We start from the raw sequence: 23,602 nt of genomic DNA on the forward strand, positions 1-23,602 counted from the left end.
ATCCAAGAGGGATCTACAATGGTCAGGATAGGTTCGGCCGTTTTCGGAAGCCGACACTGAGCGCCGGGAGCCTAGGGTCGTGCTGGACAGGGTGATGTCGCTTTTGGGGCTTGTGGACAGATCGATCGACGAAGAGGCCTCCGCCGAGTCCGCCGAGCTTGAGGCGAGGGAGGAACGTGTCCTCCAGCCTCTCTCGGAGAGCGCGGCCATTATTGTCGCCAGGGGCGCCGAGGGCATCCGCCGGAAGGAGGACCTCGTCCAGGAGCTTCGCAGGGGCAGGATGGTTCTGGTCGACCTAAGGGGCCTCGAGCGGGAGACAGGCCAGAGCCTGCTCGACTTTCTCTGCGGAGCGGCCTTCGCCAACAGGGGTACTGTCATTCGCGCAGCGGGGGGGGTCTTCATCGCGGCGCCTAGGAAGAGCATGATTGAGGAATGGGAGGAGGAGGACGGTGCCTGATCTGCTGACAGCTCGCGACATCGAAAGCAAGCGGTTCTCCAGGGCGGTTAGAGGCTACTCCGCCACGGAGGTGGACAGGTTTTTGGACCGGGTGGCGGAGGACATCCAGAAGTACTGCATTCAGTACGCCGATCTCGAGCGCTACGCGGCGCGCCTGGAGGACAAGATCCGGGAGCATGAGGAGCTCAAGGAGACTCTCTCGGGCACTCTGCTGATGGCTCAGAAGACAGCTGACGCCAAGGCCGAGGCCGCCGAGACGGAGGCGAAAAACATCATAGAGACGGCCAAGTCGAAGGCCGAGCGCCTCTACCTCGAGGCGGAGGCGCGAAAGGAGCGCACGAAGAAGGAGATCGACCACTTCCTCAAGCTCAGGCAGGAGTTCAAAGCCGACTTCAAGGCACTTTTATCCCGTTTCGCCTCGCTTATAGAGATGGACACGATATACGAGGACGAGGAGGCCGCGACGGAGGAAGCGCTTCCCAGTTGACGAGCGCGGCCCCCTCTCTGTCCGATCCGGTGCGCTACGTCAAGGGTGTGGGCCCGGTAAGGGAAAGAAAACTGGCTAATCTTGATGTCCTCACGGCGGAGGATTTACTCTTCCTTTTCCCTCGTCGCTACGAGGACAGAAGGTCGCTCACGCCCCTTTCCTCCCTCGACCCGGGGACGACGGCCTCCGTCATCGCCCGGGTGGTCGCGCTGGAGAAGAGACGAACCGCCAAAAGGAACCTGTCTCTTTCGACCCTCCTGGTGACGGACGGGCGAAGCATGGTTAGGGCCGTGTGGTTCAACCGCAAGGGCCTCGAGAATATATTCATCCCCGGGATGAGGGTCGCTCTCTACGGCAGGGTCGAGTCGAGAGGGGGCGGAGTCCAGTTGACGTCCCCCGACTTCGAGGTGCTCGACGAGGACGACCCGGACGATGGCTTCCTATCCATAGTCCCGATATATCCCACGACGGCGGGGCTTCACCAGAAGACTCTCCGACGAATAGTCAGAAACGCCCTTGAGAGATACCTCCCGCAGCTCGATGATTATCTTCCCGAAGACGTAAAAAACCGCCACTCGTTCAAGGACCTCGCTCCCTGCATGATGGAGATGCACTATCCCACGTCGAGAGATGCATGGAAGGAGGCCAGGAGGCGGCTCGTATTCGACGAGTTTTTTCTGCTCCAGGCCGGACTGGCACTGCGCCGGGCGAGAGGCGGGATCGGATCGCCCGCCCCCTCCATCGCGAGGGGCCGACACGTGGCCGAGTACCTGGCGAGGCTCGTCCCGTTCGAACTCACCCCCGGACAGAAAGTGGTGCTTGACGAGATACTCTCCGACATGGAGAGGACAGTGCCGATGAACCGCCTGCTCCAAGGGGATGTAGGCTCGGGAAAGACGGTTGTGGCCCTGGTCGCGCTGCTCGCCGCCATCGACGGTGGCTGCCAGGGGGCCCTGCTGGCGCCCACGGAGATACTTGCCCGCCAGCACTATCTCAACCTGCGCCCTGTATTCGAGTCACTCGGCCTGCCCTGCTCCCTGCTCACGGGATCGACCGGAGCAAGGGAGAAGAGGGAGGCCCACGCAGGGCTGGAGTCAGGTGAGATCGCGGCCGTGATAGGCACGCACGCCCTGCTCTCCGAGGGAGTCTCATTCTCGAAGCTCGGGCTCGCCATAGTGGATGAGCAGCACCGATTCGGCGTCCTGCAGAAGCACAGCTTCCGCACCAAGGGGGAGTCCCCCCACGTGCTTGTCATGACGGCCACACCAATACCGAGGACTCTTACTTTGACCGTGTACGGAGACCTCTCCGTCTCCAGGATACCCGACATGCCGCCGGGGAGGAAGGGTGTCGCGACTCGCGTCGTCCCCCCGAGTCAACTGCCCGGGGTGATCGGCTTCCTGAAGAAGCGCTTCGCGGCGGGAGAGAGGGCCTTTTGGATCTGCCCTCTCATCGAGGAGAGCGAATCCGATCTCGCGGCTGCCACGGAGCGCTTCGATCACCTGTCCAAGGAGCTGTCGGGCTTCGGAGTGGGGCTGGTGCACGGTAGGCTCGGCATGGAGGAAAAGGAGCGGGCCATGGATGACTTCACGGGCGGCGCCTCCTCCCTGCTGGTCGCGACCACCGTGGTGGAGGTCGGGGTGGACGTGCCGGAGGCCACGGTGATGGTCATCGAGGACGCGGAGCGGTTCGGCCTCTCGCAGCTGCACCAGCTTCGGGGCCGGGTGGGCAGGGGAGACAGGGAGGGCTGCTGCATCCTGATCTGTTCGCCGAAGTCGCCGGAGAGTTATCAGAGGGTCAGAGCTTTCAGCTCCACATCCGACGGCTTCGAGATAGCGGAGGCGGACCTGAGGCTCAGGGGCCCCGGCGAGGTGTGCGGCGTCCGCCAGTCGGGCATCACGGACTTCAGGATCGCCGACCTGAGAAGGGACCAGGAGCTGCTGCTTCTCGCCCGCAAAGAGGCCTTCTCCCTGGTGGATAGGGATGGGGCGCTGCAGGGCAGTCCGTTGCTAGCACAGAGGGTGAATCACGTGCTGGGGAGGTCGCTGAACCTTGTCGAGACAGCGTGATAGGAGGAGGGGCAGATCGCCCGAGGATTACCTCGTATCGCTGCTCGATCACTCCCCCCAGACCAGGGGAGTCGCCCTGGAGAAGCTTCTTCGAAGGGGCGTTCCGCGAGATGAGGCGGAGGAGCTGCTCGACAGGTTCGAGCAGGCCGGCTGGATCGACGACGCCGCCTACGCCGTGCTGTTCGTGGACTCCCACGAAGAGTGGGGCCTCCGCAGGCTGCGCGACGAGCTCGCCGCGAGGGGGGTCGCTCGCGACCTGGTAGAGAGGGCGTTGGAGGAGGTCGACGAGGAGGATCGGGCGGCCGCTCTCGTGGAGGAGTGGTCGAGCCTGGGTATGGAGCGTTCGAAGATGGAGGGCAGGCTGCTGCGGCGCGGTTTTTCCCCCTCCGTCTGCAGAAATTCACTTGACGGGGCTTGTTAGGGGCGAATATCAACTGTACAATATCAGTGGCATGGAGGAGAGTGCCCCCCATGTCTTGTAGACTTATGGCACCTTGAAAATAAAATCGAGGAGTGATAGTTGCGCAATGAATCTTTTCAACGTGATAATGGCGTTTTTACTTGGTATCGCCGCCGGCGCCGGAGCAGGCTTCCTGTTCTCAAAGTCCTTCGGGAAGAAGAACATAATGAACGCCAAGGTGCAGGCCCAGGTGATACTTAGAGAGGCGTCGATAGCGGCCGAACAGGCGAAGCGCGAGAGGCTCACCGAGGCGAAAGAGGAGGCCTTCAGGCTTCGCCAGGAGATAGAGCGCGAGGGCAAGGAGCGCCGATCGGAGCTTCAGCGAGCGGAGCGGCGGCTGGAGCAAAAGGAGGAGAACCTGGATCGCAAGCTCGACAGGGTGGCTCACCGCGAGGACGAGCTGAAGGCCAGGCAGGAGGAGCTCGACTCCAGGATGATCGAGGTCGACGGGATCAAAAAGAGGCAGCTAGAGCGCCTCGAGGAGATCGCTAGGATGACCTCGGACGAGGCGAGGGATCTTCTCCTTCGGAGGACGGAGGAGGAGGCGCAGCATATTCTGGGCCTTCGTCTGAAGGAGCTGGAGGAGAAGTCGAAGAGAGAGGCCGACAGGAAGGCACGGGAGATAATAGTGACCGCGGTTCAGCGCTGCGCGGTCGAGCACACGTCGGAGGCGGCGGTCAGCGTGGTTCACCTGCCTTCCGACGAGATGAAGGGGCGCATAATAGGCAGGGAAGGCAGAAACATAAGGACGTTCGAGACCATCGCCGGTGTCGACCTCATAGTGGACGACACCCCCGAGGCGGTGACTCTCAGCAGCTTCGATCCCGTAAGGCGCGAGATAGCCAGGATTGCGCTGGAGCGCTTGGTGGTCGACGGGAGGATACATCCCGCCCGGATAGAGGAGCTGATAGAAAAGGCGACACGCGACGTCGAGGCGCAGATAGTGGAGGCAGGAGAGGGTGCCCTTCTGGACACCGGCGTCAAGAACATGCACCCGGAGCTGGTCCACACTCTAGGTCAGCTTAAGTTCCGCTTCAGCTACGGGCAGAACGCCCTGCAACATAGCCTCGAGGTGGCCTACCTGTCCGGCATGATAGCGGCCGAACTGGGGATAGACGAGGAGATCGCCCGCCGAGCCGGGCTGCTGCACGACCTGGGCAAGGCGGTGGACCACAAGATAGAGGGGCCGCACGCCCTGATCGGGGCTGACCTGGCGAAGAGGTTCAACGAGAGCCCCGAGGTAGTGAACGCCATAGCCGCGCACCATGAGGACCAGGAGGCCAAGAGCGTCTACGACGTGATAGTGGCCGCGGCGGACGCGGTGAGCGCGTCACGGCCGGGAGCAAGGCGCGAGAGTTTGGACGCGTACGTCAAGAGGCTCGAGAAGCTCGAGGAACTTGCGAAGACTTTCAACGGCGTAAGCAAGGCCTACGCCATACAGGCGGGCCGCGAGATACGGGTGGTGGTGAGCCCCAACATCTCCGACGACGCGATTGTGCACAAGATCGCATTCGACGTGGCGCGGAAGATCGAGGAGGAGCTGAAGTACCCGGGGCAGATAAAGGTCACGGCGACCAAGGAGACCCGCGCCACCGAGTACGCAAAGTAGCGGTTATGAAGATACTCTTCATAGGCGACATCATTGGTCGTCCCGGCAGGAAGGTCGTGGCGGAGGTTCTGCCGCGACTGGCCGAGAGGGAGGGAGGCTTCGACTTCGTCCTGGCCAACTGCGAGAACGCGGCGGCCGGCAAGGGTATAACAAGAAAGGTCGCGGACGAGCTCTTCGCGGCCGGCATATCGGGCTTGACATCGGGCAATCATATCTGGGACAAGCCCGAGGGGATCCAGTTCATGGCGGAGGAGCCGAGGGTCGTGCGCCCCGCGAACTACCCGGACGCCTGCCCCGGCCAGGGGTGGATGACCCTTGAGAAGGGGGATCGCAAGCTGGTGGTGGCCAACCTTATCGGAAGGGTCTTCATGGCACCGCTGGACTGCCCCTTCAGGAAGGCGGACGAGATAGTGGCCGCCGCCGGCGATCTGCCGGTGTTCGTCGATTTTCACGCAGAGGCGACGTCAGAGAAGAGGGCCCTCGGCTACTACCTCGACGGAAGGGTCGCCGCGTTCGTGGGCACGCACACTCATGTGCAGACCGCGGACGAGGAGATCCTCCCCGGGGGGACGGCCTTCATCACCGACGCGGGGATGACCGGCGGGCACAGAAGCTCGATCGGCGTGAAGCTCGAAGGCGTCATCTCAAGGTACCTCACCGGCATGCCGGCGAAGTACGAGGTCTCCTCCGACGGGCTTGCGTTGAACGGGGTGATAATAACTCTGGACGACGAGACCGGTAGGGCGACCGGTATAACAAGGGTGTTCGAGAGGCTTTCCTTCTAGAAGAGGAGCCCCGGACTTTACGATGACAGACCGAGACGAGCGGTGAGCAGCTTTCCGCTCGTCTTCTTTTTTCAGCAGATTCGGGGCAGTAGCTCCCCGAACGGCATGTCAACCAGCCGCTCTCCGCCGATCGATGTCCTCATGGACACCATCCCTCTCGGTTCGCCGGCCGTGACCTCGCCGATCAGAGAGGCCCCCGAACAGAGGGGGGACTCGGACAGGAGGGAGAGGACGGCGTCCGCGTCGGACGGGTCGCACGCCGCCACTGCGCACCCCTCGCACGCCATGTAGACAGGGTCGAAGCCAAGGACGTCGCACACGGACCACACCTCGTCGTCGATGGGGATGCTCTCCTCGTCGAGGGAGAGGTGCAGCCCGGAGGCCTCGGCCCACTCGCAGAGCACTGCCCCGAGCCCCCCCCGCGTGCAGTCCCTCATGCAGCGCAGTCCATCGAGGGCGAGCAGTGGCTCGAGCGCGGACCAAAGCGGGGCGCAGTCGCTGATCAGGCCGGATACAGAGAGGTTGTAGCGGGCAGCGGCGATGGTCGCCCCGTGGCGTCCGACGGGGCCGGATACGATGAGCGAGTCCCCGGGCCTGATGTTTCCCGCCTGCAGAGGGGCGCGGCTTTTGACCTTCCCGAAGGCGGTCCCGAAGAAATAGACACCGTCGATCGCCCCGGAGGGAACCACCTTGGTGTCCCCCGCCGCCAAACTCATCCCTATCGATTCGCAGGTTCGCGCGGCGCTCTCCATGTACGTCGCCAGCTCATCCGCTGGAAAACCCTCCTCGATGATCAGGCCGATGCCGAGGAAATCCGGTGATGCCCCTCTCACGGCAAGATCGTTTACACAGCCGCAGACGCAGAGATGCCCCATGTCGCCGCCGGGGAAGGTCCTAGGTGAGACTGTGAAGCCGTCCACCGTCATGGCGTACCCTCCGGGGAGCAGTGCGGAGTCCTCCAGCTCCGGCCCTATCCCTCGCCGGTAAAAGGGCGCCAGCAGGGCCTGAACCAGCTTCTGGCTCTGCCTTCCGCCGCTTCCGTGCCCAAGCCCTATAAGCATCGCGAACCTCCCTCTTTTCGGTAAAAACGGAAGAAAGCGCCGCACGACCCCTCCGCCGAGACCATGCACGGCCCGACAGGGGAGGCCGGGGTGCAGCTCGTGCCGAACAGATCGCACTCCGGTGGGGATATCCTGCCCGTCAACACCTCGCCGCATCTGCAGCCGGGCGGCGTTCTTCCCGGAGACGGCGCAAGCGAGAATCGTCTCTCCGCGTCGAACTGCGAGAACTCCTCGCGAAGCGCCATGCCCGATTCTGGCAGCACGCCGAGCCCTCTCCAACAGGAGTCGCGCCCTTCGAAGATCCGGTCCATCAAGGCGCGCGCCCTGCTGTTCCCCTCCGGGCGGACGGCTCGTCCGTACACGGAGGCGAGGCGAGGCTCTCCTTTTTGAACCTGCAGCGCTATCTCGACCAGTCCCGCCATTATCTGCCCGGGATCGAATCCCGCGATCACCGAGGGAATTCCCCTATCATCGGCGAGAAAGCGAAATGGCTCGTGCCCGAGTATCACGCTTACATGACCAGGCAGAAGAAAGCCGGACAGCTCCAGCTCCTGGTCGGACGAGAGGGCCGCCAGGGCAGGAGGGGTGCGCTTGTGGAAGGACAGGACCGACAGGTTGGGTATTCCTCGCCTGGATGCCTCCAGCACCAGCGCGGCCGTGGCGGGAGCGGTCGTCTCGAAGCCGACCGCCAGAAAGACGACCTCCCTGCCGGGCGAGTTCAGCGCGATCTCCAGCGGGTCCATGGCGCTGGTGACGACGCGCGCGTCGAAGCCCTTCTCGCGCCTCGAGGCGAGCGAGCCCGACTCTCCGGGAACGCGGAACATATCTCCGTAGGCCGCGACTATGAAGCCTCGGTCGAGAAGCGACAGGGCGCAGTCCACCTCCCCCTGATCCGTTACGCACACAGGGCATCCGGGGCCGGAGACCAAGCGCAGCTCCGGCGGCAGGAGGCACCTGAGCCCGGCGCGGAAGATCGACACTGTGTGGGTGCCGCAGACCTCCATCACGGAGATCGGCGATGATATAACGCGGTGAAGCGCCAGGGACGCCTCGGACACGAAGGACTTCATCTCTGCGGAGCTTCGGGTAGTCGCGACGCCTCGGCCAGCCTCCTCACCTCGTCCCACAGAGCCAAAAGCTCGTCCGACTCGGAGGGGGACAGCCTCTCTATGGCGAAGCCGGCGTGAACCAGGACGACGTCCCCCGGCGCGGGAGAGTCCAGCAGGTCCGTCCTGATCTCCGCGGCCACGGCGCCCGCCGCGGCAATCGCCCTGCCCTCCCCCAGGATCTCGGAGATAACGTGAGGAACTGCAAGACACATAAAAACCACTCCCCTTCAGGGGGTCATTGTACTCCAGAAATGAAAAAATGCATCTTTCGCTTGGAAGAATGGAGTTCTGGTGTATAATACGACTCGATTATAGGGCATTGTAAGTACTATGACGCTGAGGGAGGTGGGCGGGAGAAAGAATGTTTTGTATGCAACGTTTTGCTTGACGTACTAATCGATTACAAAGGAGGGGTATCGGAATAATGACACAGAATGCAGAAAGAGAGCAGTGGGGTAGCAAGTTAGGATTCATCCTGGCAGCGGCCGGCTCCGCGGTCGGACTTGGGAACATATGGCGCTTCCCGTATGTGACCGGGCAGAGCGGCGGAGCGGCCTTCGTCGTGGTCTACTTGGCACTTGTGATCATCATCGGTTCCTCCGTGATGCTGGCGGAGGTGGCGATAGGCAGAAAGGCACGCCTCAACGCGGTCGGCTCCTTCCAGAAGCTTGCAGGAGGCCTCTGGCCGGTCGTCGGCTGGATGGGGATCGTCTCCGGCTTCACCATTCTGTCGTTCTACGGGGTCATCGGCGGATGGACGATCAAGTACTTCTTCCACTCCTTCACCGGCCTGATGGCCGCGGACGCCGGGACCGTGTTCGGCGAATTCGTGTCCAACCAGATGCTGGTCGTCGCCTACCAGGCGGTCTTCATGGCAGTGACGATCTGGGTGGTCTACAGGGGCGTGGGCGAGGGAATCGAGAAGTACTGCAAGTTCCTCATGCCGGCCCTCTTCCTCATCCTGATAGTTCTGATCGCGAGATCCGTGACTCTCGAAGGTGCCGGCGCGGGGCTCGACTTCTACCTTAAGCCGGACTTCTCAAAGATCACCGGAACGACAATAGCGGTCGCGCTGGGACAGGCGTTCTTCTCGCTATCTCTCGGCATGGGCTGCATGATCACCTACGGAAGCTACGTAGACAAGCAGACGGCCCTGCCAAGCTCGGCGGTGCAGGTCTGCGTCATCGACAGCCTCGTGGCCTTCCTCGCCGGACTCGTCATCTTCCCGGCGGTCTTTGCGTTCGGAGTTGACGCTGGTGCGGGCCCCGGTCTGACCTTCGTCACTCTTCCCTCGGTCTTCGCCATGATGCCCGGCGGAATGATCTGGTCCGCCCTCTTCTTCCTGCTCCTCTTTATCGCCGCCCTCACCTCGGCCATCTCGCTTCTCGAGGTCTGCGCCGCGTACTTCATCGACCAGGGATGGACCAGGCCCAAGGCCGCAGTCATCATGGGTTTCCTCATTTTCCTACTGGGCGTGCCTTGCGCTACCTCCCTGTCGGGAGCACCCAAGGTCTACGGCAAGGACTTCTTCGACGCGATGGACTTCCTTTCCTCCAACGTCCTCCTTCCGCTCGGCGGAGTCTTCATCTCCCTGTTCGTGGGCTGGTTCTGGACGGACGACGCCCGCAAGGAGGTCACCAACGAGGGCACGATTGGATTCGGTCTCATGGAGATCTGGATCTGGATATGCCGCGTGGTTGCCCCTGCGGCCATCCTCTACATCTTCTACACCGGCCTTAAGTGGTAACCACACCGCGGCGAGTGGATAAGGCAAGACAAGTATGATGCGCTTCCATTAGGAGGCCTGGGCGGCGATCGAACCCTGTGAGGGGAGCGACGCCGCCCGCTTTTTTTATGTTGGTTTGGCGAAAAGGCTTGACGCGCTTTTTTCTATGTGTGAAAATGAGTGCGCCTACGGATGAAGGCAGCAAGAGAGACTCTCCTGCAAAGTAGGAGAGCGCCGAAGGGGCAATGCCACCCGGGAGGGGGCGGAAACTCTCAGGCGAAAGGATTGCGGCTGGACGGGCCTCTGAAGAATATAATAGCTCCCCCCGAAGGGGCTATGCGACAGAGAGTTGAACCAACCTTGCTCCGCTTCTTCGAGGAGGCGTTAGGATGGCCTGTCGCAGCGTTCTTGTGACCAACAATCCATTTCTTAAAAACAGATCGTCGGCATGCGATTTCATCGACGGTTCATCTCTGGATGTCCTGAGACGAACAAGGGACCTGGTTCACATGGGATGGGTCCTCCTCACGCACCCTCTGTATGGCAACCTTAGGCCGCATCAACACCCCTATCGCTCTGTACTTTTGGAAGGGCCCCGAGGCGGCGCAGCCTCGACGGATCAGCTGTCGCTTGAGTACATTGAAAACGCGATAGCCGTCTTCTCCGCGCCCTCGGCGCGCATCATGAGGCCGGAGGACGCCCCGCCCGATGTCAGGGGGGATTTTGCACTCATCGACGCGGAGCTGATGAAAGAGAGTCTTTCCCGGTACGGGATTGTCTGATTGTCACTGTTTCAGTTCTTAACAAAGGGGGTGAATGTCAATGGTCGAACTGACAAAGGAGAACTTCGACGCCGAGGTCAAGGAGAGCGCCCTTCCGGTGCTGGTTGACTTCTGGGGCCCGAAATGCGGTCCCTGCATGGCGCTGCTTCCCAACGTCAAGGAGATGGCGAAGGAGTACGAGGGCAAGGTCAAGTTCTGCTCCGTGGATATTTCCGGGAACCGCAGGGTCGCGATCGCCAACAAGGTCATGGGGCTTCCAGCCTTCCTGTTCTGGAAGGGGGGAGAGGAGGTGGCCCGCATCAGCGGTGGCGAGGTCACTCTGGAGAAGATCAAGGAGAACGTCGAGGGGCTTTTGAAGTAGCCTTCGGCATCTGAAAAGGGGGGAAAAAGACAGCATGAAACTAGAGCTGCACAGGGTGAAGGTGAACAGGCTGGCCTGGGGCGACAGGACCTTTGCCGAGAACGGAGTTCTAACGGTCGACAAGCAGGAGCTGCTCTCCGTGCTCTCGGGCGACGAACGCCTGGCCAAGGTCGACGTCGACTTCGCCATGCCCGGGGAGAGCGTGAGGATACTGCCGGTCAAGGACGTTATCGAGCCGAGGTTCAAGATGGATGGCCCCGGAGGGGTCTTCCCGGGAATGATATCCGACGTGGACACGGTGGGCGAGGGCAAGACTCTTGTCCTCACCGGAGCGGCGGTGGTCACCACCGGAAAGATAGTGCGCTTCCAGGAGGGCATAATCGACATGAAGGGGCCGGGGGCGGAGTACACCCCCTATTCCGGCACCTGCAACATTGTCGTCATACTCGAGAACGTGGACGGAATCGATAAGCACGATCACGAAACCGCATGCAGGATAGCCGGGTTGAAGGCGGCCGCCTACCTGGCGGAGAAGTGCCTCGACGCGAAGGTGGATTCGGTCGAGACCTACGAGACACCGCCGCTCAAGGACGCCATGCACGCCCACCCCGGGCTGCCCAAGGTCGCCTATCTCTACATGCTGCAATCGCAGGGGCTTCTGCACGACACCTACGTCTACGGAGTGGACGCCAAGAAGATACTGCCTACTCTGATCAACCCGACGGAGGTCATGGACGGCGCGATAGTGTCCGGAAACTGCGTCTCGGCGTGCGACAAGAACAACACATACTCGCACCAGAACAACCCCATCATCTATAATATGTTCAAGCGCCACGGCAAGGACTTCAACTTCCTCGGCTGCATAATCACCAACGAGAACGTGACACTGGCCGACAAGAAGAGAAGCTCCTCCTACTCGATAAACCTGGCGAAGACCCTGGGAGTCGAGGGACTGCTGATCTCCGAAGAGGGCTTCGGCAACCCGGACGCCGACCTGATCATGAACTGCTGGAAGGCGGAGCGCTCCGGCATCAAGACCACTCTTCTCACCGACGAGTACGCCGGCCAGGACGGAGCGAGCCAGTCGCTCGCCGACTCCTGCCCGGAGGGGGACGCCTGCGTGACGGCGGGGAACGCCAACGAGGTCATAGTTCTGCCTCCGATGGAAAAGGTCATAGGGTTCCCGGAGGAGGCTAACGTGATAGCCGGAGGTTGGCAGGGGTCCCTCGCCGACGACGGCACGATCACGGTCGAGCTCCAGGCGATACTTGGTTCCACTAACGAGCTCGGTTTTACCAAGCTCGGGGCGTACACAATCTGATCCGGTTGCACGAACGACGGGCAACCAAAACAGTCAATAGAGAATAAACCAGGAGGTACGAGAGCATGGGAAAGCTCGCAGGAAAGAAATTGCTTCTCCTCGGTGAAAGAGACGGCGTCCCCGGCCCCGCTATGGAGGCTTGCCTCAAGGATAGCGGAGCGGAGATCACCTTCTCGGTCACCGAGTGCTTCGTATGAACCGCCGCAGGCGCCATGGATCTGCAGAATCAGCAGCGCATCAAAGACGCCGCTGAGAAGTACGGGCCGGAGAATCTGGTCGTCGTCTTGGGATCGTCCGACGCCGAGGGCGCGGAGATCTACGCCGAGACGGTGAGCAACGGAGACCCGACATTTGCAGGTCCATTGGCCGGAGTCCAGTCTGGACTCGCTGTATACCACGTGTTCGAGCAGGAGATTAGGGACGAGTGCGACGCGGCCGCTTGGGAGGAGCAGATCAGCATGATGGAGATGGTGCTCGACCCCGAGAAGCTGGCGGAGTCCGTTAGCGGCATCAGGTCGCAGTTCAGCAAGTTCGCCCTGTAGGAGGGGAGGTCGTCATCGTGTCATACCGGATCATTCACTACATCAACCAGTTTTACGCCGGCATAGGTGGAGAGGAGAAGGCGGACATCGCCCCCGAGATCCGCGAGGGCATTGTCGGGCCCGGGCAGGCGTTCAAGGCCGCGCTCGGCGCCGATGCCGAGATCGTAGCTACAGTGATCTGCGGCGACTCCTACTTCGCATCGAACATGGAGAAGACCGCGGACGAAATTCTGGGTATGATGAAAAAGTACAAGCCCGATGCGGTAATCGCCGGCCCCGCCTTCAACGCGGGCCGCTACGGAACCGCGTGCGGCGCTCTTGGCGAGGCGGTAGTCAAGGAGCTGGGCATACCGGTCGTTTCCGGAATGTACCCGGAGAACCCCGGCGCAGAGATGTACAAGAAGAGCTTCTTCATCGTCGAGACTCCCGACAGCGCCGCCGGGATGAGGAAGGCCGTCCCCGCGATGGCCGCTCTCGTGCTCAAGCTGCTCAAGGGAGAGGAGCTCGGGACCCCGACAGAGGAGGGCTACATCGAGCGAGGCATCAGGAAGAACAAGTTCTACGAGAAGCTCGCCGCCGAGCGGGCGGTCGACATGTTCGTAGCCAAGCTCAAGGGCGAGCCCTTCGTCACCGAGTATCCGATGCCCGTCTTCGACCGGGTTCCACCCAGTCCGGCCATAAAGGACATGAAGGAAGCGGTCATCGCCCTCGTCACGTCGGGCGGCATCTGCCCGGTCGGCAACCCGGACCACATCGAGGCCTCCAGCGCCAGCAAGTTCGGCGAGTACGACATCACCGGCGTGGACGACCTCACGTGCGACGCATACTGCACTGCGCACGGCGGCTACGACGCCACCTACGCGGACCAGGACGCCGACAGAGTGCTTCCGGTCGACGTTCTGCGCGAGATGGAGAGAGAGGGCGTCTTCAAGAAGCTGCACAACAAGTTCTACTCGACGGTAGGCAACGGCACCGCCGTCGCCAGCTCCAAGCGCTTCGCTGTCGAGATAGCCGAGAGGCTCATTGCCGACGGGGTCACCGCCGTGATCCTCACCTCCACCTGAGGCACCTGCACTCGTTGCGGTGCAACGATGGTGAAGGAGATAGAGAGAGCGGGGCTTCCGGTGGTTCACGTGTGCACCATCGTCCCGATATCCCTGACGGTGGGCGCCAACAGGATAGTCCCGGCGGTGGCGATACCCTACCCGCTGGGCGACCCGTCCAGGACCATGGCCGAAGAGAAGGAGATCAGGCGTCACTTGGTGGAGAAGTCCCTAAAGGCGCTTCAGACGGAGATAACGGAACAGACGGTATTCACCGACTGATTCCGTTGCGTATGCGGCCGGGCCACCAGGCCCGGCCGCGCGAGAAAAGTACAAGGAGGTTGGTACGCCATGGCAACAGTAGGTATCAAAGGATACGCCTACTGCCTTAACCACGCCCCCGAGACCGGTCTTCACTACGGGAACACACCTTACGTGGAGAGGATGACGAAGGGAGAGACGGAGTTTTTAAAAGAACTGCCCTCGTTCATGCAGAGCTTCGAGGAGGCCAGGGATTACGCCCCGAACCAGGCCTACATCGGCGGGATCCCCATAGAGAAGCTCGGGGATACCCCGCAGCCCTGGTACGAGAACAGGCTTCCGGATTCCAGCCGTTACGGTGCTTATGGTGAGATCATGCCCGAGGACGAGTTCCTCGGACTGATGGATATATGCGATGTCTTCGACATAATCTGGTTGGAGAAGGGCTTCGCGGCGTCCGTGAGGGAGAAGTTGAAGCAGAGCCCCGTGATGAACGACGCCATCCTCTCGCGGCTGGAGGAGGGACACGACCTCTCCGAGATAGAAAATGAGACGACCAACCGCAAGGCGGTGCCTCTCTTCCACGGAGGGAAGACGGTCGGATGCGTGCGCAACGGGCATGATATAGACGACTGTTTGTTTGCCTACGTCCTGCTTGAGAACCTTGCCAGCAAGACTAGCGCGCTGCTCTCGCTGCTGCACCTGCTGAAGAACACCGGCATGGCCCCGGAGGAGGTCGACTTCATCGTCGAGTGCTCCGAGGAGGCCGCCGGCGACATGAACCAGCGCGGAGGGGGCAACTTCGCCAAGGCGATAGCCGAGATAGCCGGATGCGTGAACGCCAGCGGCTTCGACGTCAGGAGTTTCTGCGCCGGTCCTGTAAACGGCATGATCGCGGCGGCGACCCAGGTCGCCTGCGGTGCCCGGGACAACTGCATCGTAGTCGCCGGAGGGGCTGTGCCGAAACTCTTCATGAATGGCCGGGATCACGTGAAGAAGAAGCTCCCCGCGCTCGAGGACTGTCTGGGAAGCTTCGCCGTCCTGCTGACGCCCGACGATGGCACTCTGCCCGTCATGCGACTCGACGTGCTCGGCAAGCACTCGGTCGGTGCCGGGTCGTCCCCCCAGGCGGTGACGACAGCCCTCATCCTCGAGCCCCTCGAGAAGGCCGGTCTCTCCTTCCTTGACGTTGACAAGTACGCCTCCGAGATGCACATCAACGAGATCACCCTGCCCGCGGGCGCGGGTGACGTCCCGCTGGCCAACATCAAGATTACAGCGGCTCTTGCCGTCACCAAGAAGGCGATAGAGAGGGCCGACATGATGAAGTTCGTGGAGGAGCGCGGGGTCCCCGGAATAGCCCACACCCAGGGGCACATTCCCTCGGGCGTGCCCTTCATAGGTCACGCATGTGACGCGATGAAGGAGGGCAGGATGAAGAGGGCCATGGTCATCGGCAAGGGAAGCCTCTTCCTCGCTCGCCTCACCAACCTCGCCGACGGCGCCTCCTTCCTGATAGAGCCGCCGACCGGTGCGAAGGGCGGGGTGTCGGCCGTCTCAAAGGACGACATCAAGTCCCTTCTCCTCGAGGTCCTGTCCGAGCTTGCGAGCAAGCTCGAATAAGCGGCGGTGACGGAGATGTCGGAGATTAAAACTCTTGTAGGAAAGGCGCTTGCCGATATCGTGGCCGAGGCCCGTTCGGGCGGGCCGAGCGTCCCGGTGGGGCTCATGTCCATGGGCAGCGAGATGGGCGGGGAGGAGCTGGCCCGGGGCGCGACCCAGGCATTGGACGGGGGTTCCCGGGTAGAGGTGGTCATGATAGGCCCCAGGGTCCCCGGCTTCGAGCAGCTCCAATGGATTGAGACCGGGCCGTGCGAGGAGGAGGTCTCCAGCGCGATGGAGAAGGCTCTGTCCGACGGGCGCATCGCGGGAGCGGTGGCTCTTCACTACCCCTTCCCGCTTGGCGTTACGACGATCGGCAGGGTGCTTACCCCCGGAAGGGGCAGACCGATGATAATTGCCTCCTCCACCGGCACGTCCGCCGTGGGCAGGGTGGAGGCGATGGTGCGCAACGCCGTGTACGGAACTGCGGTCGCCAAGGCCCTCGGGATCGCCGATCCCACGGTGGGCATCCTGAACGTCGACGGGGCGCAGATAGTACACAAGGCCCTGGCGAAGATGAAGGAGAAAGGCTACTCGTTCTCCTTCGGGACGAGCGTCAGGAAGGACGGGGGCGCCGTGCTGCGCGGCAACGATCTTCTCGCCGGAGCGGTCGACGTCTGCGTGGCAGACACATTGACGGGCAACGTGCTGATGAAGCTCTTCTCGTCCTTCACCACGGGCGGCTCGTACGAGTCGCTCGGATGGGGGTACGGCCCGTCGGTCGGCGAGGGGTGGAGCAAGGTCATATCCATCATCTCGCGCGCCTCGGGTGCGCCGGTGATAGCGGGCGCGCTCGAGTACACCGCCAAGGTCGTCGCGGGTGGCCTTCCGGAGAAGGTCGCGTCCGAGCTGAAGGCTGCGAAGAGGGCCGGGATGCTGGATATAATCGATTCGCTGACGCCGAAGGCTGTCGCCTCCGAGGAGGTGGAAGCGCCTCCCGCAGAGCCCACGGACGACGAGATCGGCGGTATCGACGTGCTGTCGATCGAGGACGGGGTCAAGGCCCTGTGGAAGGAGGACATATACGCGGAGTCCTCCATGGGCTGCACCGGCCCTGTCATCAAGGTCGCGGCAAAAAACCTTGAGAAGGCCGAGGCGATCCTGAAAAAGGGCGGCTATATCTGATGATAATGAGGGATTGAGGGCGCCATTGTTGTCCTGTTTTACCGATTGTTGTGGTATACTCCATTCCGGACGCGGGCGTTTCTCTTTATAGAATTCCTTGAGGGGGGTGGTCGATGAAGACCTGCCGGCTTTAGGGCGCGGATACGTTCCGCGGTCGATCCAGTGAAACCCCTTGCTTTTCAAGGGGCGGAAATGCTTTCACTTAGCTCTTTCTATTTAACAAAGGGGGAATTGACAGCATGGAAAAGATCATGGAGATCAACAGTTTTGTCAACGGTATTGTTTGGGGGCCCTGGATGTTGGCCCTGCTGGTCGGGACCGGCGTCTATCTCACCGTCATTCTCGGCTTTCCGCAGCTTCGCTACTTCTTCCTCAGCTTCAAGGAGATCTTTGGTAACCTAGGCAAGAGGAAGGAGGGAGAGGGCGCCATATCATCCTTTGCGGCCCTGTCCACCGCCATGGCGTCCACGATCGGCACCGGCAACATCGCCGGCGTGGCCACGGCGATTCACCTCGGCGGCCCCGGAGCTCTCTTCTGGATGCTCGTGTCCGCGTTCTTCGGCATGGCGACGAAGATGGCGGAGGTCATCCTCGCCGTCCACTTCCGCGAGAAGGACGACATAGGCGACTGGCGCGGAGGCACGATGTACATACTCGAGAAGGGCGCGAACGCCAAGTGGCTCGCCTGGCTCTTCGCCCTATTCGGGTTCCTTGCCTCCTTCGGAATCGGATGCGCTGTTCAGTCCAACTCGGTCGCCGAGGGCTTCGAGATGGGCTTCGGCATCCCCTACCTGTACAGTGGCATAGCGGTCGCCATACTCACGGCGCTCGTGATCATCGGAGGCCTCAAGAGGATCTCCGACGTCACCACCTACCTTGTGCCCTTCATGGCGGTCTTCTACATCATCGGCGCGATAATCGTCGTAGTCACGAAGAGCGACCAGATAGGCCCCGCGTTCGCAAGCGCATTCAACTACGCGATCACCGATCCGATGGCCATGCCGGGAGCGATAGCGGGCTGGACGATAAAGCAAGCCATGGTCAGGGGAGTGGCGAGGGGCGTCTTCTCCAACGAGGCCGGACTTGGCTCCGCCCCGATGGCGCACGCCGCCGCCGTTGTCGATCACCCCTGCCGCCAGGGCCTGTACGGGATATTCGAGGTGTTCGTCGACACCATCGTGGTCTGCACCCTGACCGCCCTTGTGATCATGACCAGCGGAATGCTCACCGGAAGACCGGATCTCTCCGGAGCTCAGCTCACCCTCTCCGGCTTCGAGGTGGTCCTCGGCAACACGGGCACGATCATCCTCTCGATCGGACTGGCCCTGTTCGCCTTCTCGACGATCCTCGGCTGGTACTGGTATTGCGAGACCTGCGGATCCTACATTTTCGGCACGAAGCTCATCCCGGTGCTGAAGATCCTCTGGATCGTTGTCCTGTTCATAGGCGCCACCGGCGGAGTCTTCCTCGGCGACGCGATGGGATTCCTGGAGCATTTGTGGGATATGTCAGACACTCTGAACGGACTGATGGCTGTGCCCAACCTTGTGGCCCTGCTCATAGTCTCGGGAGAGGTTCGCAAGCTCGTGGCGGACTTCGACACCAAGCGCAAGAGCGGAGAGCTCAAGGTCTAAGGATACTCGCATCAAAACAGGTATATCAGAAGGGGCGGCTCGCCGCCCCTTAACTGTGTCTGAAAGGAGAGACGGCAGATGCAGCGGGCGACAAGAATGGAAGTTCACCTGGGCAACCTGAAGACCAACTTTTCGGCCATACGACGGCACGTTGGAGACGGGCCCGAGATATTTGGCGTTGTGAAGGCCAACGGATATGGACACGGCGCCGTCATCGTCTGCAGGGCGCTGGCGGAGGCCGGATGCAGGAGATTCGCCGTGGCCACGCCGGACGAGGGGCTCGGGCTTCGAGAGGCCGGGATCGGCGAGCCGATACTGGTGCTTGGCCCGTCGCCGGAGAAATCCGCCGACGAGTATGTGAGCCATGACATAGCCTCCTCGGTCACCGACCTGCATTTCGCCAGGGCATTGGGCGAGGCGGCCTCACGGCGCGGCAGGCAGGCTGCGGTGCACGTCAAGGTGGACAGCGGCATGGGGCGGATCGGCTTCCTCCCCGAGGATATCCCGTCCGTCCTCGATGAGCTGCTTACGATCCCCGGCCTGAAGATCGAGGGGATGTTCACCCACTTCGCAGTGGCCGACGAGAGCCGCCTCGAGTACACCGACTACCAGTTCTCCGGCCTGACGAGGGCCTTGAAGGCGGCCGAGGAGCGAGGCGTACGGATCCCGATGCGTCACGCCTGCAACAGCGCCGGGCTGCTGGCTTGCCCGGACAAGTTCCTGGACGCGGTTCGGCCGGGGCTGATCCTCTACGGGATGTGGCCGTCGGAGGAATGCCCGAGACCGATCGAGCTGAAGCCGACCTTCGAGGTGAAGACGGAAATAGCGTTCGTCAAGCAGCTCCCGCCGCGCAGCGGGGTCGGCTACGGCCTGCGCTACATGACCCGCGGCCACGAGGAGATCGCCGTTCTGCCCGTCGGTTACGCGGACGGCTACTCCCGGGCCCTATCGATGAAAGTCCCGGTGCTGGTCAAGGGCAGGCGAGTCCCCATGAGGGGCAACATCTGCATGGACCAGACCATGATAGACGTCACCGGCTTGGACGCGAAGGTCGGGGACGAGGTGGTTCTGATCGGCAGGCAGGGCGACGAGGTCATCACCCCGGAGGAGATTGGCGCTGCGAGGAACACGATCAACTACGAGGTCCCCAACGCGTTCCTCAAGAGGGTGCCGAGGGTCTATATCCCCTAAGGAGGCGATGCGTGTGAGTACCAATCTCCCGTTACTGAAGAACTTTCCCGTGGATGTTCTCTCAGGTTCAGCCGTTCGTTCGCTTGAGGCGGCCGCGGCGAAGTGCCGCGCTGAGGCGGTGACGATGGTCGTGCTGCCGAACAGCGGCCACCCGGCGGGGTCTCTCTCCAGCATGGAGATGTACCTCGCGGTCTACGGGGTCGCGGACATCACCCCGGAGAACTGTGATTCTTTCGACCGGGACTACGTCGCAATAAGCCACGGGCATACCTCCCCGGCGGCCTACACAGCCCTCGCGGCCTGGGGCTTTTTCGACCCGATGGATGCGGTGGCCCACTTCAGGCAGTGCGGCTCCCCCTTCCAGGGGCACGTGGAGCGATCGGTCCCGGGCATCGACTGGGGAAGCGGAAACCTGGGCCAGGGACTGTCGGCCGGCGTCGGCTTCGCCCTGGCGCAGAGGGCCCGGGGAAGCGGCAAGAGGACCTACGTTCTGATGGGCGACGGAGGACAGACGAAGGGCCAGAGCGCGGAGGCGCGCAGGATTGCCGCCAAGGAGGGGCTCTCCAACATCACCGCCCTGATCGACTGGAACAACATCCAGATATCCGGCACTCTCGACAAGGTGATGCCGGCAGACATAAAGGCCCTGTGGGCAGCGGACGGCTGGAACGTTCTCGAGTGCGACGGGCACTCCTTCCAGGAGCTCTACGCGGCCCTTAAGGAGGCGGAGTCCTCCCCGACTCTCACCATGATACTGTGCAGGACGGTGATGGGCAAGGGAGTCCCCTTCATGGAGGGCACGCCGGAGTACCACGGCAAGGCCCCGCGGGACGAACTGTACACCAAGGCGATGAGCGATCTCGGCGGCGACCCGGCAATGCTCGAGGACGCGCGTGCCAGGAGGGCGGATCCCCCTCCCGCCGGGCGCAGTGTCACACCTTCGGCGCACCGACTGGACACCGGCGAGCCGCGCACCTACGAGTACGACGCGAAGCCCACCGACAACCGGTCGGCATTCGGCAGGGCGCTGGCGGACATAGGTGAGCTGAACTACAAGAAGGATGGAGCTACCCCGATCCTGGTCTTCGACTGCGACCTGGCGTCTTCCGTCAAGACCTCGGACTTTGCGACCGCCTGCCCCGAGTGGTTCGTCCAGACAGGCATCCAGGAGCACGCCACCGCGACAGCCGCCGGCGCAGCCTCCATAGCAGGAGTTGCCGCCCTTTGGGCCGGGTTCGGGGTGTTCGGACTGTCCGAGACCTATAATCAGCAGAGGCTCAACGACATAAACAAGGCGGACCTGAAGACGGTGCTTACCCATGTGGGGCTGGACGTCGGGGAGGACGGCGCTACCCACCAGGCGATAGACTACGTCGGGCTGCTCAGAAACATGTTCGGGTACAAACTCGTCGTCCCTTGCGATCCGAACCAGACGGACAGGGCGACGCGCTGGGCCCTCGGGGCGCCGGGGTGCGCCTGCCTCGCCATGGGGAGGAGCAGGCTGAAAGTCCTAGTCGACGGAGATGGAATGCCCCTCTTCGCGGGCGACTACTCCTTCGATTACGGTAGGGCCGACCAGTTGCGGAAGGGAGCTGACGGCGCGATATTCGCCCTCGGGGCGATGTCGGGGAGGGCCATGGAAGCCGCTGGGATTCTCATGGAAAAGGGGATCGAAGTGTCGGTCTACGCCGTCTCCTGCCCGTTGGAGACGGACGACGAAGCGCTTAGAGCCGCTGCTGCCACGGGGAGGGTGCTCACCTGCGAGGATCACAATGTGAACAGCGGAATGGGCTCGATCATCGCGGCCAGGATGATGGAGCTGGGGCTGCACCCATCGTTCCGGTCGGTCGGTGTGCACCGATACGGCGATTCCGGCCCGTCAGGGGACGTCATCCGGGCCATGGGGCTGGATCCTCTATCGCTGGCCGCGTGCTTCGAGTCTCTTGCGTGAGGGACGGGCGCCCGGGACGAAAAATGGGTAAATCATGACACGAGAAGGACCGGCGGCAGGAAGGAGGATCCTTCTGCACGTCTGCTGCGCCCCGGACGCCACGGTGCCCTGGGCCGATCTTGAATCCGAGGGGTACGAGGTGCTGCCCTACTGGTACGGGTGCAACATCCACCCGGCCGATGAGGAGGCGAGAAGGCGCGACTCCATGGTCAGGCTCAAGTCCATCATGGGAGGAGAGGCGATAATAGAGGAATACCGTCCCGAGTCGTGGCTTGAGGCGGTAGCCCACCTCGCGGACGAGCCAGAGGGGGGGCGAAGGTGCTCCCTCTGCTTCAGGCTCCAGCTTGATGCGGCGGCCTCGGCGGCCGCAGCCGCGGGGATCGGCATGTTATGCACCACTCTCACGATCAGCCCGCACAAGGACGTCGACGAGATCAACAGGATCGGCACCGAGTGCGCTGCCCGGCACGGGCTTGAATGGCTGCTCCGCGTCTTCCGCAGGAGGGCCGGCTTCCTTCGCTCGGTGGCCCTGTCGAGGGAGTACGGGCTGTACAGGCAGAAATACTGCGGATGCATCCACAGCATTCGCCGGGACGTCGAACTTTCGAAGGAGGAGTGCAGATGACATTCGATCATATAGAGGGCCGTCTCTCGCGGCTCCGGACGCGCATGGCGGAGGAGGGAACTGACGTCATGGTCGTCCTGGCCCACGAGAATTTCAATGGCGAGTCGCTGTCTTACATATCGGGCTTCCGCGGCAGCAGCGGAGCGGCGGTGATTTCGGCCGACGAGGCCCTGCTGGTGACGGATGGTCGCTATTCGCTCCAAGCGGCGGAACAGTCGCCGTTCGAGGTCGTCCACCAGGGCCAGAAGCTACTGCAGGAGAGGACCGCAGAGCTGTTGCGCGAGCGAAAGTGGCGCCGCGGCGGCTACGAGGGGGAGAGGCTTGTCGTGTCCGTCTACAGAGCCCTGGAGGGGTCTCTGAGCCATTGGAATGACTGTTCGAACCTGCTGCCGGAGCTCCGCAGGCGCAAGGACGACGCCGAGGTCGCCGCCATCGCCAAGGCCGCCGAGATAGCCTATTCCGCCTACGAGGAGGCGCTGAAGGAGGTCCGCCCCGGCATGTCCGAGAACGAGTTCAATGCCCTTCTGGAGTACCTGGTAAGAAAGGGTGGCGCCGAGTCGGGCTGGCAGGGCGGCAAGTTCATTGTCGCGTCGGGCGAGAGGGGGGCTCTGCCTCACGGAAGGGCGTCGGACAGGCTATTTCAAAGAGGGGACATGGTGACGGTGGACTTCGGCGCCACGGTCGACGGGTATGTCTCCGACATAACTAGGAACTTCTGCCTCGGTCCGATGCCGGCCAAGGGCCGCGAGATCGAGGCCGCCCTCCTGGAGGCGGCGGATGCCGCGGTGGCCGAGATCCGTCCCGGCGTCGAGGGAAGATACGTGGACTCGGTTGCGCGCGATATACTGGGCGAGAAGGGCTGGGGGAAGTACTTCATTCACAGCCTCGGTCACGGACTGGGGCTGGAGGTGCACGAGACGCCTCGCCTCTCCCCCCTGTCGAAGGACGTCCTCTGTGAGGGGGACGTGGTCACGGTCGAGCCGGGCATCTATATCGACGGGTGGGGCGGCATGAGGATAGAGGACGACTACCTCGTCACCGCTTCGGGCGCAGTGTGCATATCCGGCTGCCGGGGCAGGGAGGCGGTCGAGATACCGGTCTGACATCGCGGCTTGTTTTTTCGCCACTGGCATATATAATAGCCCCGAGATGATCCTGAACCGAAAAGGGGGAACTGTCATGAAGAAGTACGTTTGCACCGTTTGCGGCTACGTCTACGATCCTGCGGAGGGAGATCCGGACAACGGAGTCGCGCCGGGGACGGCCTTTGAAGATGTCCCCGAGGACTGGCTCTGCCCGGTCTGCGCAGTGGCGAAGGATATGTTCGAGCCGGAGGACTAG

23 protein-coding genes and 1 riboswitch are annotated in these 23,602 nt (G+C 62.4%); of the genes, 20 read left to right on the forward strand and 3 right to left on the reverse strand.

Annotated features, from left to right (window positions below):
* Positions 1-79 precede the first annotated feature (79 nt).
* From GX181_01820 to GX181_01845, 6 genes are all read left to right on the forward strand, one after another.
* The gene (locus tag GX181_01820; GenBank protein ID NLM70683.1) at positions 80-457 is read left to right on the forward strand and encodes a cell division protein SepF; all 378 of its coding nucleotides are present in this window, start codon (positions 80-82) and stop codon (positions 455-457) included.
* Positions 450-944: a DivIVA domain-containing protein gene (locus GX181_01825; GenBank protein ID NLM70684.1), complete on the forward strand. Its 495-nt coding sequence runs from the start codon at positions 450-452 to the stop codon at positions 942-944. Before GX181_01820 ends, GX181_01825 begins: the two co-directional genes overlap by 8 nt.
* Entirely contained in the window at positions 941-3,013 is a 2,073-nt protein-coding gene (gene recG / locus GX181_01830) for an ATP-dependent DNA helicase RecG (GenBank protein NLM70685.1), read from the forward strand. Before GX181_01825 ends, recG begins: the two co-directional genes overlap by 4 nt.
* A complete protein-coding gene (locus GX181_01835) occupies positions 2,997-3,434 on the forward strand; it encodes a RecX family transcriptional regulator (protein NLM70686.1) in 438 nt (145 codons plus the stop codon). Before recG ends, GX181_01835 begins: the two co-directional genes overlap by 17 nt.
* A gap of 127 nt (positions 3,435-3,561) precedes the next feature.
* Positions 3,562-5,082 (forward strand): ribonuclease Y, encoded by a 1,521-nt coding sequence (gene rny, locus GX181_01840; protein NLM70687.1) that lies wholly within the window; start codon positions 3,562-3,564, stop codon positions 5,080-5,082.
* Positions 5,083-5,087: 5 nt separating this feature from the next.
* The gene (locus tag GX181_01845; protein NLM70688.1) at positions 5,088-5,867 is read left to right on the forward strand and encodes a TIGR00282 family metallophosphoesterase; all 780 of its coding nucleotides are present in this window, start codon (positions 5,088-5,090) and stop codon (positions 5,865-5,867) included.
* Between the two features lie 71 nt (positions 5,868-5,938).
* On the opposite strand, the gene hypE is transcribed toward GX181_01845, so the two are convergent.
* From hypE to GX181_01860, 3 genes are read right to left on the reverse strand one after another with little or no spacing between them, the layout of a single operon-like run.
* Positions 5,939-6,928, reverse strand: coding sequence for a hydrogenase expression/formation protein HypE (hypE, locus tag GX181_01850; protein ID NLM70689.1), 990 nt, complete (start codon positions 6,926-6,928; stop codon positions 5,939-5,941).
* A complete protein-coding gene (gene hypD, locus GX181_01855) occupies positions 6,919-7,998 on the reverse strand; it encodes a hydrogenase formation protein HypD (GenBank protein NLM70690.1) in 1,080 nt (359 codons plus the stop codon). Before hypD ends, hypE begins: the two co-directional genes overlap by 10 nt.
* Positions 7,995-8,249 (reverse strand): HypC/HybG/HupF family hydrogenase formation chaperone, encoded by a 255-nt coding sequence (locus GX181_01860; protein ID NLM70691.1) that lies wholly within the window; start codon positions 8,247-8,249, stop codon positions 7,995-7,997. The genes hypD and GX181_01860 overlap by 4 nt, the downstream gene beginning before the upstream one ends.
* A 212-nt stretch (positions 8,250-8,461) precedes the next feature.
* On the opposite strand from GX181_01860, the gene GX181_01865 reads away from it, so the two are divergent.
* From GX181_01865 to GX181_01930, 14 genes are all read left to right on the forward strand, one after another.
* On the forward strand, positions 8,462-9,784 hold the full coding sequence (locus GX181_01865; GenBank protein ID NLM70692.1) for a sodium-dependent transporter: 1,323 nt from the start codon (positions 8,462-8,464) through the stop codon (positions 9,782-9,784).
* A 171-nt stretch (positions 9,785-9,955) separates the two neighbouring features.
* A riboswitch (glycine riboswitch) is annotated at positions 9,956-10,061 on the forward strand.
* A 91-nt stretch (positions 10,062-10,152) separates the two neighbouring features.
* Positions 10,153-10,545 carry a GrdX protein gene (locus GX181_01870; GenBank protein NLM70693.1) on the forward strand — a complete coding sequence of 131 codons (393 nt, stop codon included), beginning with the start codon at positions 10,153-10,155 and terminating at the stop codon, positions 10,543-10,545.
* A 40-nt stretch (positions 10,546-10,585) separates the two neighbouring features.
* Entirely contained in the window at positions 10,586-10,906 is a 321-nt protein-coding gene (locus GX181_01875; protein ID NLM70694.1) for a thioredoxin, read from the forward strand.
* Between the two features lie 34 nt (positions 10,907-10,940).
* Positions 10,941-12,227 (forward strand): beta-aspartyl-peptidase, encoded by a 1,287-nt coding sequence (locus GX181_01880; GenBank protein ID NLM70695.1) that lies wholly within the window; start codon positions 10,941-10,943, stop codon positions 12,225-12,227.
* Positions 12,228-12,292: 65 nt separating this feature from the next.
* Positions 12,293-12,769 carry a glycine/sarcosine/betaine reductase complex selenoprotein A gene (locus tag GX181_01885; protein ID NLM70696.1) on the forward strand — a complete coding sequence of 159 codons (477 nt, stop codon included), beginning with the start codon at positions 12,293-12,295 and terminating at the stop codon, positions 12,767-12,769.
* A 14-nt stretch (positions 12,770-12,783) separates the two neighbouring features.
* Positions 12,784-14,094 (forward strand): glycine reductase complex selenoprotein B, encoded by a 1,311-nt coding sequence (gene grdB / locus GX181_01890; GenBank protein ID NLM70697.1) that lies wholly within the window; start codon positions 12,784-12,786, stop codon positions 14,092-14,094.
* A 69-nt stretch (positions 14,095-14,163) separates the two neighbouring features.
* Positions 14,164-15,696 (forward strand): glycine reductase, encoded by a 1,533-nt coding sequence (locus GX181_01895; protein ID NLM70698.1) that lies wholly within the window; start codon positions 14,164-14,166, stop codon positions 15,694-15,696.
* 15 nt (positions 15,697-15,711) lie between these two features.
* Positions 15,712-16,860, forward strand: a complete 1,149-nt coding sequence (locus tag GX181_01900) for a glycine reductase (GenBank protein ID NLM70699.1) — start codon at positions 15,712-15,714, stop codon at positions 16,858-16,860.
* Between the two features lie 239 nt (positions 16,861-17,099).
* Complete coding sequence (locus tag GX181_01905) at positions 17,100-18,494, forward strand: sodium:alanine symporter family protein (protein ID NLM70700.1); 1,395 nt, start codon at positions 17,100-17,102, stop codon at positions 18,492-18,494.
* 78 nt (positions 18,495-18,572) lie between these two features.
* Positions 18,573-19,685 carry an alanine racemase gene (gene alr, locus GX181_01910; protein ID NLM70701.1) on the forward strand — a complete coding sequence of 371 codons (1,113 nt, stop codon included), beginning with the start codon at positions 18,573-18,575 and terminating at the stop codon, positions 19,683-19,685.
* A 7-nt stretch (positions 19,686-19,692) separates the two neighbouring features.
* The gene (locus GX181_01915; GenBank protein NLM70702.1) at positions 19,693-21,636 is read left to right on the forward strand and encodes a transketolase; all 1,944 of its coding nucleotides are present in this window, start codon (positions 19,693-19,695) and stop codon (positions 21,634-21,636) included.
* Between the two features lie 34 nt (positions 21,637-21,670).
* Positions 21,671-22,261 carry an epoxyqueuosine reductase QueH gene (locus GX181_01920; GenBank protein NLM70703.1) on the forward strand — a complete coding sequence of 197 codons (591 nt, stop codon included), beginning with the start codon at positions 21,671-21,673 and terminating at the stop codon, positions 22,259-22,261.
* Positions 22,258-23,364: a M24 family metallopeptidase gene (locus GX181_01925; GenBank protein NLM70704.1), complete on the forward strand. Its 1,107-nt coding sequence runs from the start codon at positions 22,258-22,260 to the stop codon at positions 23,362-23,364. The genes GX181_01920 and GX181_01925 overlap by 4 nt, the downstream gene beginning before the upstream one ends.
* A 76-nt stretch (positions 23,365-23,440) precedes the next feature.
* The gene (locus GX181_01930; protein NLM70705.1) at positions 23,441-23,602 is read left to right on the forward strand and encodes a rubredoxin; all 162 of its coding nucleotides are present in this window, start codon (positions 23,441-23,443) and stop codon (positions 23,600-23,602) included.

It is taken from the genome of Synergistaceae bacterium (genome assembly GCA_012521675.1).
GTDB lineage: Bacteria > Synergistota > Synergistia > Synergistales > Aminobacteriaceae > JAAYLU01.